The organism is Rathayibacter sp. AY1C1 (genome assembly GCF_002932105.1).
Lineage (GTDB): Bacteria > Actinomycetota > Actinomycetes > Actinomycetales > Microbacteriaceae > Rathayibacter.
The window spans coordinates 13,697-26,652 of record NZ_PSWH01000021.1 but is presented as its reverse complement, the minus strand read 5'-3'; the positions used below and the strand labels follow the sequence as shown (position 1 = coordinate 26,652).

Here is a 12,956-nt window from a genome sequence, read left to right as displayed (position 1 = left end):
GGGTGGAGGCGCGAGGGCCACTGGGGAGGATAGCGGTGCGGGCGCCTCTGCCGCGCCGGGCGTCGCGCGAGTACGCTTCCCGGCCATGAGCAGGATCTTCTCCGTGGCGTTCGCCGACGTGCACCCCCTCTACGTGGCGAAGGCGGAGCGCAAGGGCCGGACGAGGGAGGAGGTCGACGAGGCGGTCCGCTGGCTCACCGGCTTCTCGGACGAGGAGCTGGCCCGGCACCTCGAGAGCAGGACGACCTTCGAGGAGTTCTTCGCGGCGGCGCGCCTGCCTCCGCAGGCCTCGGCGATCACGGGGGTGATCTGCGGCGTGCGGGTCGAGACGATCGAGGATCCGCTGATGCAGCGCATCCGGTACCTCGACAAGCTGATCGACGAGATCGCGAAGGGACGGCCGATGGCGAAGGTGCTGCGCGCTCCCGCGGCCGGCTGAGCCGCCGGCCCCGGGCGCTCCTCCACAGGCGCCGATCCGCTCCGGTTCTCCCCGGTCCGGGCCGGCGGGATCTCGCGCCGCCGGCGACGCGAGCAGGGTGTCGGACATGACATCCACACAGCGAACCCCTGCTCCTCCGTCCCGCCGCCGCGATCCCGAAGTCCTGCGGGCGAGCGCGATCCAGGACCTCCTGGCGGCCGTCCCCTCCATCATCGGCATCCGTCCGGAGGAGTCCGTCGTGGTGGTGCCGTTCCTCGGCACGCGCGCCGGGGGAGGTTTCCGGATCCCGCTCCCGGAGACGCTGCGCGGGATGGAGGCGGAGGCGCTGGCGGGCGGCTGCGCGGCCATGATGGAGACGATGCCGCGGGCCACCGGTGTGCTGGTGGTGGTCTGCACCCGTGCGGGCTACGCCGAGGAGCGGGGGATCCCGCATCTCGACCTCGGCCGTGCGGTGCTCCGGCGCCTGGAGCGCACGCGCCTGGACATCATCGCCGTGGCCTGCATCGCCGCCGACGGATGGGGGCGCTACACGGACGCCGAGGAGTGCCGCAGGCCACGTCCGCTCCTCGAGATCGAGCGGAGCGAGACCGGCGTCCTCGCCCGAGCGGTGGCCGACGAGCCACTGGACATCGACGCGCTCTCCGTGCTGCCGCCGGTCGCCGAGGAGGATCGCGCGCTCGTCGCGGAGGTGCTTCGCCGGCCGCCCCTGGTCGGCGACACGGAACGGCTCGTCGAGCGCTGGCTCAGCGGACCGCGGGACGTCCGCCGCGAAGGACTGATCGTGCGGACCCTGCAGTCGCCGCCCCTCCGCGACCGGGTGACCGTGCAGATCGCGCGGAGCCCGCAGGCAGGAGTGGGAGTGCCGCCCGGCGCGGTGGGCGACGCCCGCGCCGGAACGGACGACGACCACGACCTCGAGCTGTCGGCCCTGCTGCTCGGCAGCGGGCGTGCTCCGGAGCGCGGCCGTCTGGCGCGGGCGACCGGGCTCCTCGCCCGCGCCGCCGCGCTGGCGCCGGAGGAGGCGCGCTCCTCCGTGCTCACCGTTCTCGCGTGGTGCTGGTGGGCGAGGGGTGTCTCGAGCCTCGCCGGGCTCCACCTCGACGAGGCGCTGCGGCTCGACCCCGACGACTCGATGGCCCGGCTCTACGCCTCGCTGTTCGCGGCCCGCCCCCTGCCGGACTGGGTGCTCGCGGCCGCTGCCGAGGCGCTCGACGCCGCGAGCGCCTGAGGTCGGGCGCCGGCCGGTGCGCTCGTCCCGGAGACGGATGCTCTTGCGCGGGGGAGGGGACGGCCCTAATGTGCAACCACATGGTTGTACGTATGGACGCCGACATCGACCTGCTCTTCCGGGCGCTGGCCGACAGCACCCGCCGCGACATCGTCGCCCGGGTGCTGGTCGGCGAGCAGTCCGTCTCCGCACTCGCGGCGCGCTACGAGATGTCGTTCGCGGCGGTGCAGAAGCACGTGGCCGTCCTCGAGCGGGCCGCACTCGTCCGCAAGCGGAGGAGCGGGCGGGAGCAGCTGGTGCAGGGCGAGGTCGCCGCAGTGCGGCGGGCGTCGCGCCTGCTCGACGCCTACGAGCAGCTGTGGGCGGGGAGGATCGACCGCATGTCGGACCTCCTCGACGAGGAGTGACACCCGCGAGCCGACCGGCGCGCGGGATCTGCTGGAGGGAGAGGCGCGATGAGCGTGCTGCAGTCCGTGAAGGACATCGAGGAACTGACCCTGACCGTGACCGCCGAGTTCGACGCGGGGATCGAGCGCGTCTGGCTCCTCTGGACGGATCCGCGCCGCCTCGAGCGCTGGTGGGGGCCGCCGACCTGGCCGGCGACCTTCGAGCGGCACGAGCCGGTCGAGGGCGGACGGAGCGCCTACGTCATGACGGGACCGGACGGCGAGCAGGCGCGCGGCTGGTGGCGCGTGACCCGGGTGGAGGAGCCGACGCGGTTCGAGTTCGAGGACGGCTTCGCCGACGAGCGGGGCGACCCGGTCGACGCGCTGGGGATCACCCGGGCCACGGTCACCCTCGACGAGATCGAGCCGGGGCGCACGCGGATGGTCCTCAGCAGCCGTTTCGAGTCGGTCGAGCAGCTCGAGCAGATGGTCCAGATGGGCATGGAGGAGGGACTCCGCCAGGCGATGGGGCAGATCGACGCGATCCTGCTCGAGGACTGAGTCGGCGCCCATGGAGGTTCGGCGCTCGCCGCGCCGAGCCTCCGGGCGGAGGAGCCGTCCGCGCTACTGCTCGGAGTCGGTGAGGGCGGCGGCGTAGGCGCGGACGGAGCGCTGGTACCGGGGGAGCCCCGGAGCCAGCGCCTCCAGCGCGATCCGCAGGGCCTCGTCGACGCGCCCGGCGCTGTGCAGGGCGAGTGCGAGGAACACCTCCCGCGCGGAGCCCACCGCGGGGTGCGCAGCGGCGCCGGCGAGGAGGTCGATCGCCTCATCGGTGCGGCCGAGGTTCCGGAGTGTCGAGGCGTACTGGATCGTCAACCGCGCCCGCCGCTCGTCATCCAGGCCGGCGGCGAGGGCGCGCTCGTACTCGACCGCCGCCTCCGCCCCGTGTCCCGCGCTGTCGAGGGCGCCGCCCAGCTCGAAAGCGGCGACTCCGTCGTGTCCCGGGTAGCGGGCTGCGAGGACGCGCATCCGCTCGACGACGCCGTCCGGGTCGTCCTGAGCGTCGAGGCGCTCGACCGCCGCGAGCCAGAGGGCGAGCGCGTCGGTCTCGGGGCGGTCGGGGTCGGAGGCGCGTGTCTCGATCACGCCTCCGACGCTACCGCGCCCGCACAGTGCGGCGGAGCGGGGCTACGAGGCGGTCGAGTCGGCGCCGTCGTCGTCCGACCCGCCGTCGTCGGAGCCGGAGGTGCCCGCTCCGACCGGCGCGGCGCGTCGGCCGGCCTCGATCAGGGCGGTCGACGCAGCCGCTCCGCCGATCAGGGCGAACAGCGCCCAGCCGGCTCCCCACTTGCGCTTGCCGATCAGGGCGTCGAACGAGAGCGCGCCGGGGCCGTCCGCGACGATCGCGGCCGTCGCCGCGACGAGGACGGCGTTGTACTCCCACCCGCCGCCCGCGTTCCACAGGCCGTTGCTCCAGTGCACCTTGCGCACGGCGGTGACCATCGTGGCGACGAGTCCGGCGGCGGCGAGCGGAGTCGCGGCGCCGAGGGCGAGAGCGGCGCCTCCGGCCGTCTCGGTCACCGCTGCGGCGACGGCGTTGCGCCGGGCCGGGTGCATCTCCAGGCTCGACATCATCTGCTCGGTGCCGTCGAGGCCGGGGCCGTCGAACGAGCCCCGCAGCTTCTGCAGACCGTGTCCGACGAAGAGCCCGCCGACGGCGAGACGGAGAACGAGTGAGCCGACCTTCATGGTGACCTCCGGGGTGGGGTGGGGACGTGTAGTGCGAGGGTCCCGGCTGCGCCGCGCCCGGTCAAGGGGTCGCGCCCGGTGAGCGAGCCGCGCGGGAGGCGTGCGCGCTCGGGGAGGGCTCAGAGCAGCGTGTAGGCGGAGGCGTCCATCATCACGGTGCCGTCGGTGCACACCTGGAGCTCGGCGGGGGCGCGGACAGCGCCGTCCGGGGCGTCGAGGACCTCGGCGACGAGGTACGCGGAGGTCCCGACCGTGCAGCCGTAGGCGCCGGGGGAGTGCCAGGCGACCCGGACGTCCGCCCGGGCGCCCGGGACGAGGATCACGGGAGCGTCGGGGTTCGGGCCGGACGCGTCGGCGACCGCGCTGATCCGGTTCCCGTCGGCGTCGGTCGCGTAGACGCCGGGGATGCCCGCGAGAGCGCAGTCGGAGGAGGAGGTGCTGGTGAGCACGAGGTCGAAGGCGCTGTTCCCGGCACCCGACGCGTCGGGGTCGGGGCGGTACTCCATCGTCAGGTCGGAGCCTGTGCAGCGCGCCGCCGCCGGATCCGCGGCGGGAGAACCGGTTGACGAGGGCTCGGGGGTCGCCGTGACCGTCACGGTCACGGTGGGAGTCGGCGTCGGAGCGGGAGTCGGCAAAGAGGTCGCGGTCGCGGTCGGCGTCGGGAGCGGCGTCCGCGCGGACGGGGCTCCGCCGCTGCCCGCGCAGCCGGAGAGGACGAGGACGAGTGCTGCTGCTGCCAGCGCGGAGGCGCCGGTCCGATGCGAGAACGTGCTCATGTCCGCAGTCTGCCACCGCCCGGACCGATCGGCCCCGCGGATCCGCGAGCATTCTCGGAGGTCCCGGTCAGGGAGGCGGAGGACGGATGCGGCGGGCGTCCGGAGGTGCCCCTCCTCGCGCCCGCCGCACCGGGGTCGGCGCTAGACGCGGACGACCATCTTCCCGGTGTTGCCGCCGCGCATCATCGAGAGGAACGCGTCTACGGCGTGGTCGATGCCGTCGACGACGGTCTCGTCGTAGGCGATCTCTCCGTCGGAGAACCAGCCGGCCATCAGCCGGTTGAACTCCGGCGCGTGGTCGAGGTAGCCGGACAGCGTGAATCCGCGCAGCGTGAGACCGCGGGTGATGATGTTCGCCATGTTGTCGGGGCCGGGCGTCTTCTCGGTGCTGTTGTAGCCGGCGATCGCTCCGCAGAGCGCCGCGCGGCCGCCGTTGCGGAAGGCGTCGAGGGCCGCTTCGAGGTGGTCGCCGCCGACGTTGTCGAAGTACACGTCGATCCCGTCGGGCGCGGCCTCGGCCAGCTGCTCGCGGACCGGGCCGGAGTGGTAGTCGAAGGCGGCGTCGTAGCCGTACTTCTCGGTCAGCAGGGCGACCTTCTCGGGCGAGCCCGCGGATCCGACGACCCGCTCGGCTCCGAGGAGGCGCGCGATCTGGCCGGCGGCCGAGCCGACGGCTCCCGCGGCGCCCGAGACGAAGACGGTGTCGCCCTCCTTCATGCCCGCGATGGCGGTGAGCCCGACGTACGCGGTGAGTCCGGTCATCCCGAGGATGCCGAGGCGGAGGGAGAGCGGCACTCCGGGGATCTCGGGGACGACGCGGAACTGCGACGACTCGGCCTGCACGACGTCGCGCCAGCCGAGCTGGTGCAGGACCGCGCTGCCGACGGGGAACGCGGGGTCGTCGGAGACGGTCACCCGGCCGACGGCACCGCCGGTCATGGTCTCGCCGAGGGCGAAGGGCGGGGTGTAGCTCTTCACGTCGTTCATGCGGCCGCGCATGTAGGGGTCGACCGAGAGGAAGGCGTTCTCGACGCGGATCTCACCCGCGGCCGGGTCGCCGTACTCGACGGTCGCGGTCCGGAAATCCTCGGCGACGGGCCAGCCGTCGGGGCGGCGGACGAGCTGGATCTGGGTGCTGGTGACGGTGCTCATAGGACCTTTCGTGGTGGTGGAGCGGAGGGGATCAGAGTGAGAGGCCGACGGCGAGCGCGATCACCGCGAGCAGACCCGGGGTCATCTGGGTCAGCGCGGCGCGGCGCTTGGTCGGAGCGGAGAGGAGCAGGACGAGTGCTGCGGCGACCATCGATCCGGCGCCGGCGAACACGAGGGCCGCGCCGACGGCGGTGGCGCCGATCGCGACGGCGACGATGCCCGCCACGGTGACGACGGCGAGGAAGAGGTTGTAGAAGCCCTGGTTGTAGGCCATCTCCTTCGTCGCCTCCGCCTCGCCGGCGGTCGTGCCGAACGTCGAGCGGGCGCGCGAGGTCGTCCAGAGGACCGACTCGAGCACGAAGATGTAGACGTGCAGCGCCGCGGCGAGAGCGGCGAGCACCAGTCCGAGAACGATCACGGCGGGCCTCCAGGCGATGGTCGTGATGCGGAGGGCTCCGCACCGATTGTGTAACGACCAGTCCACAATATACTGGAGCGAGCGGTCCGCGCCAGTGCGGCGCCGCAGCTGTCACCCCTCAGGAGGAGCACCGTGGGTCGCACGCAGGGCTTCGACACCGAGCAGGTCGTCCGCGCCGCCCGCGCCGTCTTCTGGGAGAGCGGCTTCGAGGAGGCGTCGCTCCCGGACCTGGAGTCCGCGACCGGACTGCGCCGCTCCAGCCTCTACCACGCCTTCGGCAGCAAGCGCGGGCTCTTCGACGCTGCCGTGCAGAGCTACCTCGACGAGGTGGTGCGGCCCCGGCTCGCCCCGCTCGTCGATCCGCGAGGGGCGTCGCCGACGGCGCTCGAGGAGTACTTCGCCGGGCTGCGGGCGGCGCTCGCCGACTCCCGCACGCTCTCCGCGAGGAGCGGCTGCCTGCTGCTCAACGCCGCGGGCGCGCCGATCGCGCGCGACGACGCCGTGCGCGAGGTGATCGCCGACTACCGGGCCGAGCTGCTGGGCGCACTGCGCGCCGGAGCGCTGGCCCGCTGGCCCGACGCGCAGGCGTGGGCGTCGGCTCAGGCGGACGTCCTCGTGTCGCTCCTGGTGGCCGCGCTCGTGCTGGCCCGCGTCGATCCGGCGCAGTCGCTCGCCACCGTGGACGCCGCGCTCGCGCTCGTCCGATCCTCCGCGCCCTGACGGCCGTCGCGACGAACGCCGGAGCACCGCTCTCGCGCCGGGCCCGCCCTCGCACCCGGCGCGCCGGGTCGGCCCGCACAGCACGACGCCCCCGTGCGCCTCGCGTCCCGGTGGGACGGATGCGCGCCGGGGCGTCGGACGGGCGGGGTCAGTCGGTGCCGGCGTCGAACGCCGCACCCTCCGAGGCCAGGTCGGTGGCGCGTCCGAGCGCATCGGCCGCTGCGGACCCGCCGCCCTCGGTGATCGCGTCGGCCTCGCCGATCTCGAGCTCGCCGACGAGCTCGGCGGTCGGACCGCCGACGAGGCCGGCGGCCGCGTACTGCTCGAGCCGCGAGCGGGAGTCGGCGATGTCGAGGTTGCGCATCGTGAGCTGCCCGATGCGGTCCTCGGGGCCGAAGGCGGCGTCGCCGACCCGCTCCATCGAGAGCTTGTCGGGGTGGTAGCTCAGCGCGGGGCCGGTCGTGTCGAGGATCGTGTAGTCGTCGCCGCGACGCAGGCGCAGGGTGACCTCCCCGGAGACGGCCGAGCCGACCCAGCGCTGGATGGACTCGCGCAGCATCAGCGACTGCGGGTCGAGCCAGCGGCCCTCGTACATCAGGCGGCCGAGACGGCGGCCCTCCGAGTGGTACTGGGCGACAGTGTCCTCGTTGTGGATCGCGTTCAGCAGGCGCTCGTAGGCGATGTGCAGCAGCGCCATGCCGGGGGCCTCGTAGATGCCGCGGCTCTTGGCCTCGATGATCCGGTTCTCGATCTGGTCCGAGACGCCGAGTCCGTGGCGTCCGCCGATCGCGTTCGCCTCGAGCACGAGCGCGACGGCGTCCGAGAACTCGACGCCGTTCAGCGCGACGGGGCGGCCGGCCTCGAAGCGCACCGAGACGACCTCGGAGGCGATCTCGACCTCGTCGCGCCACGACGCGACACCCATGATCGGCTCGACGAGCTCGAGGCCGCTGGAGAGCTCCTCGAGGCGCTTGGCCTCGTGGGTGGCGCCCCAGATGTTGGCGTCGGTCGAGTAGGCCTTCTCGGTGGCGTCGCGGTAGGGGAAGCCGCGGGCGACCAGCCACTCCGACATCTCGGTGCGGCCGCCGAGCTCGTTGACGAACTGCACGTCGAGCCAGGGCTTGTAGATGCGCAGGCGGGGGTTGGCGAGCAGGCCGTAGCGGTAGAACCGCTCGATGTCGTTGCCCTTGTAGGTCGAGCCGTCGCCCCAGATGTCGACGCCGTCCTCGCGCATGGCGCGGACGAGGAGGGTGCCGGTCACGGCGCGGCCGAGGGGGGTGGTGTTGAAGTAGGTCTTGCCGCCGGAGCGGATGTGGAAGGCGCCGCACTGCAGGGCGACGAGCCCCTCCTCGACCAGCGCGCTCTTCGCGTCGACGAGGCGCGAGATCTCGGCGCCGTACTGGGCCGCGCGGGACGGGACGCTCTCGATGTCGGGCTCGTCGTACTGGCCGATGTCGGCCGTGTACGTGCAGGGCACCGCGCCCTTCTCGCGCATCCAGGCGACGGCGACGGATGTGTCGAGGCCTCCCGAGAATGCGATTCCGACACGCTCGCCCACGGGCAGACTGCTCAACACTTTCGACATGCCTCCGATTTTAGGAGGAACGGGGACCTCCTCCGTGCCGCGGGAGGTCCGAGCCGCCTCCCGGGGCACCCGCGCGGGGTGCGCTCCGGCCGTGGGAGCACGTCCTCCGTCGATCCGCGTCGATCGCCGACAACCCCGACCGGGGCGCGCGAGCCGGCCGGAGGCTCCGTGGTCCGGAGGCGGCGCCCGCGCAGCCGGCGCGGATCGCCCGCTCCGGCTGAGTAGTTCCGCGCGGCCCGGATGGACGGCCGTGGCGAGCGCGTGCCAGGCTCCGCTCGACCACGGCTTCCGCCGCCGCCGCCTCCGAAAGGGCTCTCCGTGCCACGACCTCCTCATCGCCTCGCGGCGATGGCCCTCGCCTGCCTGCTCGCCGCGGGCGGTTCCGCCGCTCTGGCGCCGTCCGCCCTCGCGACGCAGGCCGTCGCCGAGACTCCGACCGCCTTCGTCCCGGGGGAGACTCCGCCCGCCGAGGCGCGCGGATCGCAGACCTACACGAACGCCCTCCTCGGCGGCGACTCGCTCGACGCGGGCGAGCGCATCTTCTCGAACGGAGACTCCGCGAGCTTCGAGATGCAGGCGGACGGCAACGCCGTGATCTACGACGCCGGGCGCCGCCCCGTCTGGAGCACCAGGACCCAGGGCACCGGAGCGACCACGGTGCGGATGCAGGAGGACGGCAACCTCGTCGTCGTGACCGGCTCCGGCACGCCCGTCTGGGCGTCCGGGACCGCGGGAGAGACCGGCGCGCTCGCCCTCATCCAGGACGACGGGCAGCTCGTGCTCGTCCGCCCGAACGGGGACACGGCCTGGTCCTCGGCCGACGAGCAGGAGCCCGAGCCGGAGCCGATCGCCGACGTCCTCGACAGCGGGCGCGAGCTCTCTCCGGGACAGCAGCTGACCGCCTCCGACGGCCGCTCGCGCGCCGCGATGCAGAGCGACGGCAATCTTGTCGTCTACGTGGACGGATCGCCGCGCTGGAGCTCCGTCACCTCCGGAGCGGGCAACCGCCTCGCGATGCAGACCGACGGGAACGCGGTGGTCTCGGCCCCCGGGTCCGGCGTGCGCTGGCAGGCGGGAACGCCCGGGAACCCGGGCGCGCGGATGCGGATGCAGAACGACGGCAACCTGGTGATCACCGCCGCCTCCGGACGGCCGCTCTGGGCGAGCTCGACCTCGCGCGCGCCTGAGATCCGCGACGTCCTCTCCTCCGGCTCGCGGCTCAGCCGGGGACAGCAGCTCACCTCGCCGGACGGCCGGTCGCGCGCCTCAATGCAGGGCGACGGCAATCTCGCGGTCTACTCGCGGGGGGACGTCCGCTGGGGCGCCGGCACCCAGGGCGAGGGCGAGACGCTCTCGATGCAGTCCGACGGCAACGCCGTGGTCACCTCCGCCTCGGGCCGACCCCTGTGGGCCTCGGGTACGGCGGGCAACCCGGGATCCCGCCTGCAGATGCAGAACGACGGCAACCTGGTCGTCTACTCCGCCTCGGGCCGCGCGCTGTGGGCGAGCGACACCCCTCCGGCGCCGCCCGCGCCCGCCGTCCGGGACACCCTCTCCTCCGGGAGCCGGCTCGCGTCCGGACAGCTGCTGCGCTCCTCCGACGGAGGAAGCGAGGCGGTCATGCAGGGCGACGGCAACCTCGTCGTCTACTCGCGCGGCTCGGCCCGCTGGGCGGCCGGCACGTCCGGAGGCGGCAACCGGCTCGAGATGCAGTCCGACGGCAACGCCGTGGTCTACGCGGGCTCCGGCGGAGCGCGCTGGCAGTCCGGCACGGCGGGCAGCCCGGGCTCCCGGATGGTCATGCAGAACGACGGCAATCTGGTGATCTACTCGCCGCAGGGCCGCGCACTCTGGGCGAGCACGCAGGCCGCGGCGCCGGCGCCGGCACCGGCGCCCGGCCCGGGACGACCTGCTTATCCCGGCGACGCTGTGAACTGCGACGACTTCCCGGACCAGGCCTCAGCTCAGCGGTACTTCGACCTGTACTACCCGTACTACGGCGATGTCGCCGGGCTCGACAGGGACGACGACGGGCTCGCCTGCGAGTCCAACTGAAGGCAGCGAAGGTCCGCCCCTGACGGAGGGGCGGGCCTTCGGCCGTCCTCCGACGACGAGAGCCTCACCCTCCGCTCTCAGGCCCGAGCGGTCCCCTGCAGGCCTCCGGGCCACGCTCGCGGGTATCGAGTGGCGAAGACGACCCGCCTGCGCGAGAGGCTCTCCGGCAGACGACCATCGACAAGGCGCCTTGCGCACTGATGCTCCGCTGCCGCCCGAGCTCCCGCGCCGCCGGGCGACCCGGCATGCTGGGGCAGGACTCCGCCGACGACGCGGATCGGAAGGACGCCATGACCCCGACGACCCCCTCCAGCCGCGAGAGCCTGCTGGTCACCCCTGACGAGCTCGCCGAGCTCATGGCCTCCACCGAGCCGCCGCTCGTCCTCGACGTGCGCTGGCGCCTCGACCGGCCCGACGGCCGCCCGGAGTACCTCGCGGGTCACCTGCCCGGCGCGGTGCACGTCGACCTCGATCACGAGCTGGCCGCCCACGGCGAGCCGGAGGAGGGGCGCCACCCGCTGCCTCCGATCGAGGTGCTGCAGGAGGCGGCGCGCGGCTGGGGGCTCCGCCGGGGCCGGTCCGTCGTCGTGTACGACGACGCGCGTAGCGTCCCGGCCGCGCGGGCCTGGTGGCTGCTGCGGGCGTCGGGAGTGGAGGACGTCCGCCTGCTCGACGGGTCGCTCGCCGGCTGGATCCGCTCGGGGCGGGAGCTCGAGACGGGCGACGTCCCGCGCGAGCGGGGCGACGTCGAGCTGGCCTACGGTCGGCTCCCGGTGCTGGACATCGACGAGGCGGCGGCGCTGCCCTCGGCGGGCGTCCTGCTCGACGCCCGCGCCCCTGAGCGGTACCGCGGCGAGGTCGAGCCGATCGACCCGCGGGCGGGCCACATCCCCGGCGCTCGGAACGCTCCCGCGTCCGCGGCGCTCGACTCCGAGGGGCGGTTCCGGCCCGCCTCCGACCTGCGTGCGGGATTCGAGGCGCTCGGCGTGCGGGAGGGCGCCCCCGTCGGCGTGTACTGCGGCAGCGGCGTCTCGGCCGCGGTCGACGTCGTCGCGCTCACGCTCGCGGGCTTCGCGCCGGCGCTCTACCCGGGCTCCTGGTCGCAGTGGTCGAGCACGCCGGGCCGGACGGTGGCGACCGGCCCGGAGGCCTGAACCGCCTGCTCCGGAGCGCCCGCGGAGCTCAGCTGAGGCGGGAGTGCTCGCCGAGGTGGTGCCAGGTGCGGTTGTGGTAGACGAGCGGCGCCGTGGTCTCGGAGTCCTCGGGCACGTGGGCCTCGAGGGCGTGCACGGCGACGATCGTGGACGATCCCGCCTCCATGCGGTTGATCACCGTGCCGCGGATCCAGGCGGCGGCGCCCGGGAAGAACGGCTCGCCCGTGGGCAGCCGCGACCAGAGCGACGTGTCGGCGAAGCGGTCGATGCCGCTGGTCGAGCCCAGGCGCGCCAGGTCGAGCTGCTCCGCCCCGAGCAGGTGCACGACCAGCGTCTCGGACGCCTGGATGGCCGGAGAGCTGGACGAGGCGGACGAGAGCGAGAAGACGAACAGCGGCGGCTCGGCGCTCACCGAGAAGACGGAGGTCGCGGTCAGGGCGACCGGGCCGGTGCCCGGGTCGGCGGTGATCAGCGCGACTCCGGCGGCGTGGTTGCGGAACGCGAGCTTGAAGTCCTCCGGGGAGAGTCCGGCGAAGGCGCGGTGCTCCGGCTCGCGGTCCGGGGTGGTGGCGAGGTTCTCGCGGCTCATCGGAGACTCCTGATCGATCGAGGATGCGGCACGGGGTGGTGGCCCGCCGTCGCGCCGCAGCACGGCTCCTCCAGACTGGCGCACCGGCCGGGGGAGGGCCGCCCCATTGCGGAGTATGACGCCGCCACCTCGGGGAACGCCGATCCGCCGCTCCCTGTTCCCGACCACGCCGGATCGGGTGCCCGTCGTCGGCGCCGGCCTCCACGCGCCCGTCGCTCGCCCTCAGCGCAACCCGTCGCCGCGGCCGCGGTCTGCGCGCAGACTCGAGGGCATGGCCCACCGTCAGCGCACGTCCACCGCGCATCCCGAGAGCAAGACCTGCGCCTCCTGCGGTCGCGAGATCGAGTGGCGCGCGAAGTGGGCACGGGACTGGGAGGACGTCCGCTACTGCTCGGACGCCTGCCGCCGTCGCGGAGTCGGACCGGAGGAGGCGCGCCTCGAGGAGGAGATCCGCACCGTCCTGCTCGCGCGAGCGGCGGCGTCGACGGCGTGCCCGTCCGAGGTCGCGCGCCGGGTCGGCGGCGAGGAGTGGCGGCCGCTCATGGAGCCCGTGCGCCGGGCCGCGCGCCGCCTGGTCGACCGGGGCGAGATCGACATCGTGCAGGGCGGACAGGTCGTCGACCCCTCGCGGGCGAAGGGCCCGATCCGGCTGCGGCGGCGCCCCGGCGGACCCCTGTCCCCGGGCGGCGCCGCGGGCTAGCCTCA

General features: G+C 74.1%; 15 protein-coding genes. 8 read left to right on the top strand and 7 right to left on the bottom strand.

Going from position 1 to position 12,956, the window contains the following annotated elements; genetic code table 11:
* The first annotated feature begins 85 nt into the window (after positions 1 to 85).
* The 4 genes from C5C71_RS11150 (at position 86) to C5C71_RS11135 (ending at position 2,614) form a co-directional block, all read left to right on the top strand.
* Positions 86 to 439 carry a DUF2200 domain-containing protein gene (locus C5C71_RS11150; protein WP_104225408.1) on the top strand — a complete coding sequence of 118 codons (354 nt, stop codon included), beginning with the start codon at positions 86 to 88 and terminating at the stop codon, positions 437 to 439.
* A 106-nt stretch (positions 440 to 545) separates the two neighbouring features.
* Complete coding sequence (locus C5C71_RS11145; RefSeq protein WP_104263031.1) at positions 546 to 1,667, top strand: DUF4192 family protein; 1,122 nt, start codon at positions 546 to 548, stop codon at positions 1,665 to 1,667.
* An 80-nt stretch (positions 1,668 to 1,747) separates the two neighbouring features.
* Entirely contained in the window at positions 1,748 to 2,074 is a 327-nt protein-coding gene (locus C5C71_RS11140; RefSeq protein WP_104238597.1) for a helix-turn-helix domain-containing protein, read from the top strand.
* A gap of 48 nt (positions 2,075 to 2,122) precedes the next feature.
* Positions 2,123 to 2,614 carry an SRPBCC domain-containing protein gene (locus C5C71_RS11135; protein WP_104222538.1) on the top strand — a complete coding sequence of 164 codons (492 nt, stop codon included), beginning with the start codon at positions 2,123 to 2,125 and terminating at the stop codon, positions 2,612 to 2,614.
* Between the two features lie 63 nt (positions 2,615 to 2,677).
* Here the strand turns inward: C5C71_RS11135 and C5C71_RS11130 are convergent, their stop codons facing one another.
* From C5C71_RS11130 to C5C71_RS11110, 5 genes are all read right to left on the bottom strand, one after another.
* On the bottom strand, positions 2,678 to 3,199 hold the full coding sequence (locus C5C71_RS11130; protein ID WP_258068714.1) for a tetratricopeptide repeat protein: 522 nt from the start codon (positions 3,197 to 3,199) through the stop codon (positions 2,678 to 2,680).
* Between the two features lie 42 nt (positions 3,200 to 3,241).
* Positions 3,242 to 3,802, bottom strand: coding sequence for a DoxX family protein (locus tag C5C71_RS11125; RefSeq protein ID WP_104222539.1), 561 nt, complete (start codon positions 3,800 to 3,802; stop codon positions 3,242 to 3,244).
* Between the two features lie 119 nt (positions 3,803 to 3,921).
* Positions 3,922 to 4,578 (bottom strand): DUF4232 domain-containing protein, encoded by a 657-nt coding sequence (locus C5C71_RS11120; protein ID WP_104337695.1) that lies wholly within the window; start codon positions 4,576 to 4,578, stop codon positions 3,922 to 3,924.
* Between the two features lie 141 nt (positions 4,579 to 4,719).
* On the bottom strand, positions 4,720 to 5,730 hold the full coding sequence (locus tag C5C71_RS11115; protein ID WP_104337694.1) for an NADP-dependent oxidoreductase: 1,011 nt from the start codon (positions 5,728 to 5,730) through the stop codon (positions 4,720 to 4,722).
* Positions 5,731 to 5,761: 31 nt separating this feature from the next.
* Entirely contained in the window at positions 5,762 to 6,148 is a 387-nt protein-coding gene (locus C5C71_RS11110; protein WP_104222543.1) for a DUF1304 domain-containing protein, read from the bottom strand.
* A gap of 132 nt (positions 6,149 to 6,280) precedes the next feature.
* Here C5C71_RS11110 and C5C71_RS11105 point away from each other — a divergent pair, with 132 nt between their 5' ends.
* Complete coding sequence (locus C5C71_RS11105; RefSeq protein WP_104238589.1) at positions 6,281 to 6,868, top strand: TetR/AcrR family transcriptional regulator; 588 nt, start codon at positions 6,281 to 6,283, stop codon at positions 6,866 to 6,868.
* A gap of 148 nt (positions 6,869 to 7,016) precedes the next feature.
* Here C5C71_RS11105 and argG read toward each other — a convergent pair whose 3' ends face one another.
* The gene (argG, locus tag C5C71_RS11100; protein WP_104222545.1) at positions 7,017 to 8,453 is read right to left on the bottom strand and encodes an argininosuccinate synthase; all 1,437 of its coding nucleotides are present in this window, start codon (positions 8,451 to 8,453) and stop codon (positions 7,017 to 7,019) included.
* 348 nt (positions 8,454 to 8,801) lie between these two features.
* On the opposite strand from argG, the gene C5C71_RS11095 reads away from it, so the two are divergent.
* Together C5C71_RS11095 and C5C71_RS11090 are read left to right on the top strand one after the other, a co-directional pair.
* Positions 8,802 to 10,508 carry an excalibur calcium-binding domain-containing protein gene (locus C5C71_RS11095; protein WP_181065698.1) on the top strand — a complete coding sequence of 569 codons (1,707 nt, stop codon included), beginning with the start codon at positions 8,802 to 8,804 and terminating at the stop codon, positions 10,506 to 10,508.
* Between the two features lie 290 nt (positions 10,509 to 10,798).
* The gene (locus C5C71_RS11090) at positions 10,799 to 11,662 is read left to right on the top strand and encodes a sulfurtransferase (RefSeq protein ID WP_104337707.1); all 864 of its coding nucleotides are present in this window, start codon (positions 10,799 to 10,801) and stop codon (positions 11,660 to 11,662) included.
* Between the two features lie 28 nt (positions 11,663 to 11,690).
* On the opposite strand, the gene C5C71_RS11085 is transcribed toward C5C71_RS11090, so the two are convergent.
* A complete protein-coding gene (locus C5C71_RS11085) occupies positions 11,691 to 12,251 on the bottom strand; it encodes a flavin reductase family protein (protein ID WP_104222547.1) in 561 nt (186 codons plus the stop codon).
* Positions 12,252 to 12,522: 271 nt separating this feature from the next.
* On the opposite strand from C5C71_RS11085, the gene C5C71_RS11080 reads away from it, so the two are divergent.
* The gene (locus C5C71_RS11080; protein ID WP_104295628.1) at positions 12,523 to 12,951 is read left to right on the top strand and encodes a DUF2256 and DUF3253 domain-containing protein; all 429 of its coding nucleotides are present in this window, start codon (positions 12,523 to 12,525) and stop codon (positions 12,949 to 12,951) included.
* Positions 12,952 to 12,956: the final 5 nt, after the last annotated feature.

Excerpts from the sequence above, each read along its gene's own strand:
- C5C71_RS11085 (WP_104222547.1), bottom strand. The coding sequence starts at position 12,251 with ATGAGCCGCGAGAACCTCGCCACCACCCCGGACCGCGAGCCGGAGCAC.
- C5C71_RS11115 (WP_104337694.1), bottom strand. The coding sequence starts at position 5,730 with ATGAGCACCGTCACCAGCACCCAGATCCAGCTCGTCCGCCGCCCCGAC.
- C5C71_RS11125 (WP_104222539.1), bottom strand. The coding sequence starts at position 3,802 with ATGAAGGTCGGCTCACTCGTTCTCCGTCTCGCCGTCGGCGGGCTCTTC.
- C5C71_RS11090 (WP_104337707.1), top strand. The coding sequence starts at position 10,799 with ATGACCCCGACGACCCCCTCCAGCCGCGAGAGCCTGCTGGTCACCCCT.
- C5C71_RS11080 (WP_104295628.1), top strand. The coding sequence starts at position 12,523 with ATGGCCCACCGTCAGCGCACGTCCACCGCGCATCCCGAGAGCAAGACC.
- C5C71_RS11120 (WP_104337695.1), bottom strand. The coding sequence starts at position 4,578 with ATGAGCACGTTCTCGCATCGGACCGGCGCCTCCGCGCTGGCAGCAGCA.
- argG (WP_104222545.1), bottom strand. The coding sequence starts at position 8,453 with ATGTCGAAAGTGTTGAGCAGTCTGCCCGTGGGCGAGCGTGTCGGAATC.
- C5C71_RS11135 (WP_104222538.1), top strand. The coding sequence starts at position 2,123 with ATGAGCGTGCTGCAGTCCGTGAAGGACATCGAGGAACTGACCCTGACC.
- C5C71_RS11095 (WP_181065698.1), top strand. The coding sequence starts at position 8,802 with ATGGCCCTCGCCTGCCTGCTCGCCGCGGGCGGTTCCGCCGCTCTGGCG.
- C5C71_RS11145 (WP_104263031.1), top strand. The coding sequence starts at position 546 with ATGACATCCACACAGCGAACCCCTGCTCCTCCGTCCCGCCGCCGCGAT.
- C5C71_RS11140 (WP_104238597.1), top strand. The coding sequence starts at position 1,748 with ATGGTTGTACGTATGGACGCCGACATCGACCTGCTCTTCCGGGCGCTG.
- C5C71_RS11150 (WP_104225408.1), top strand. The coding sequence starts at position 86 with ATGAGCAGGATCTTCTCCGTGGCGTTCGCCGACGTGCACCCCCTCTAC.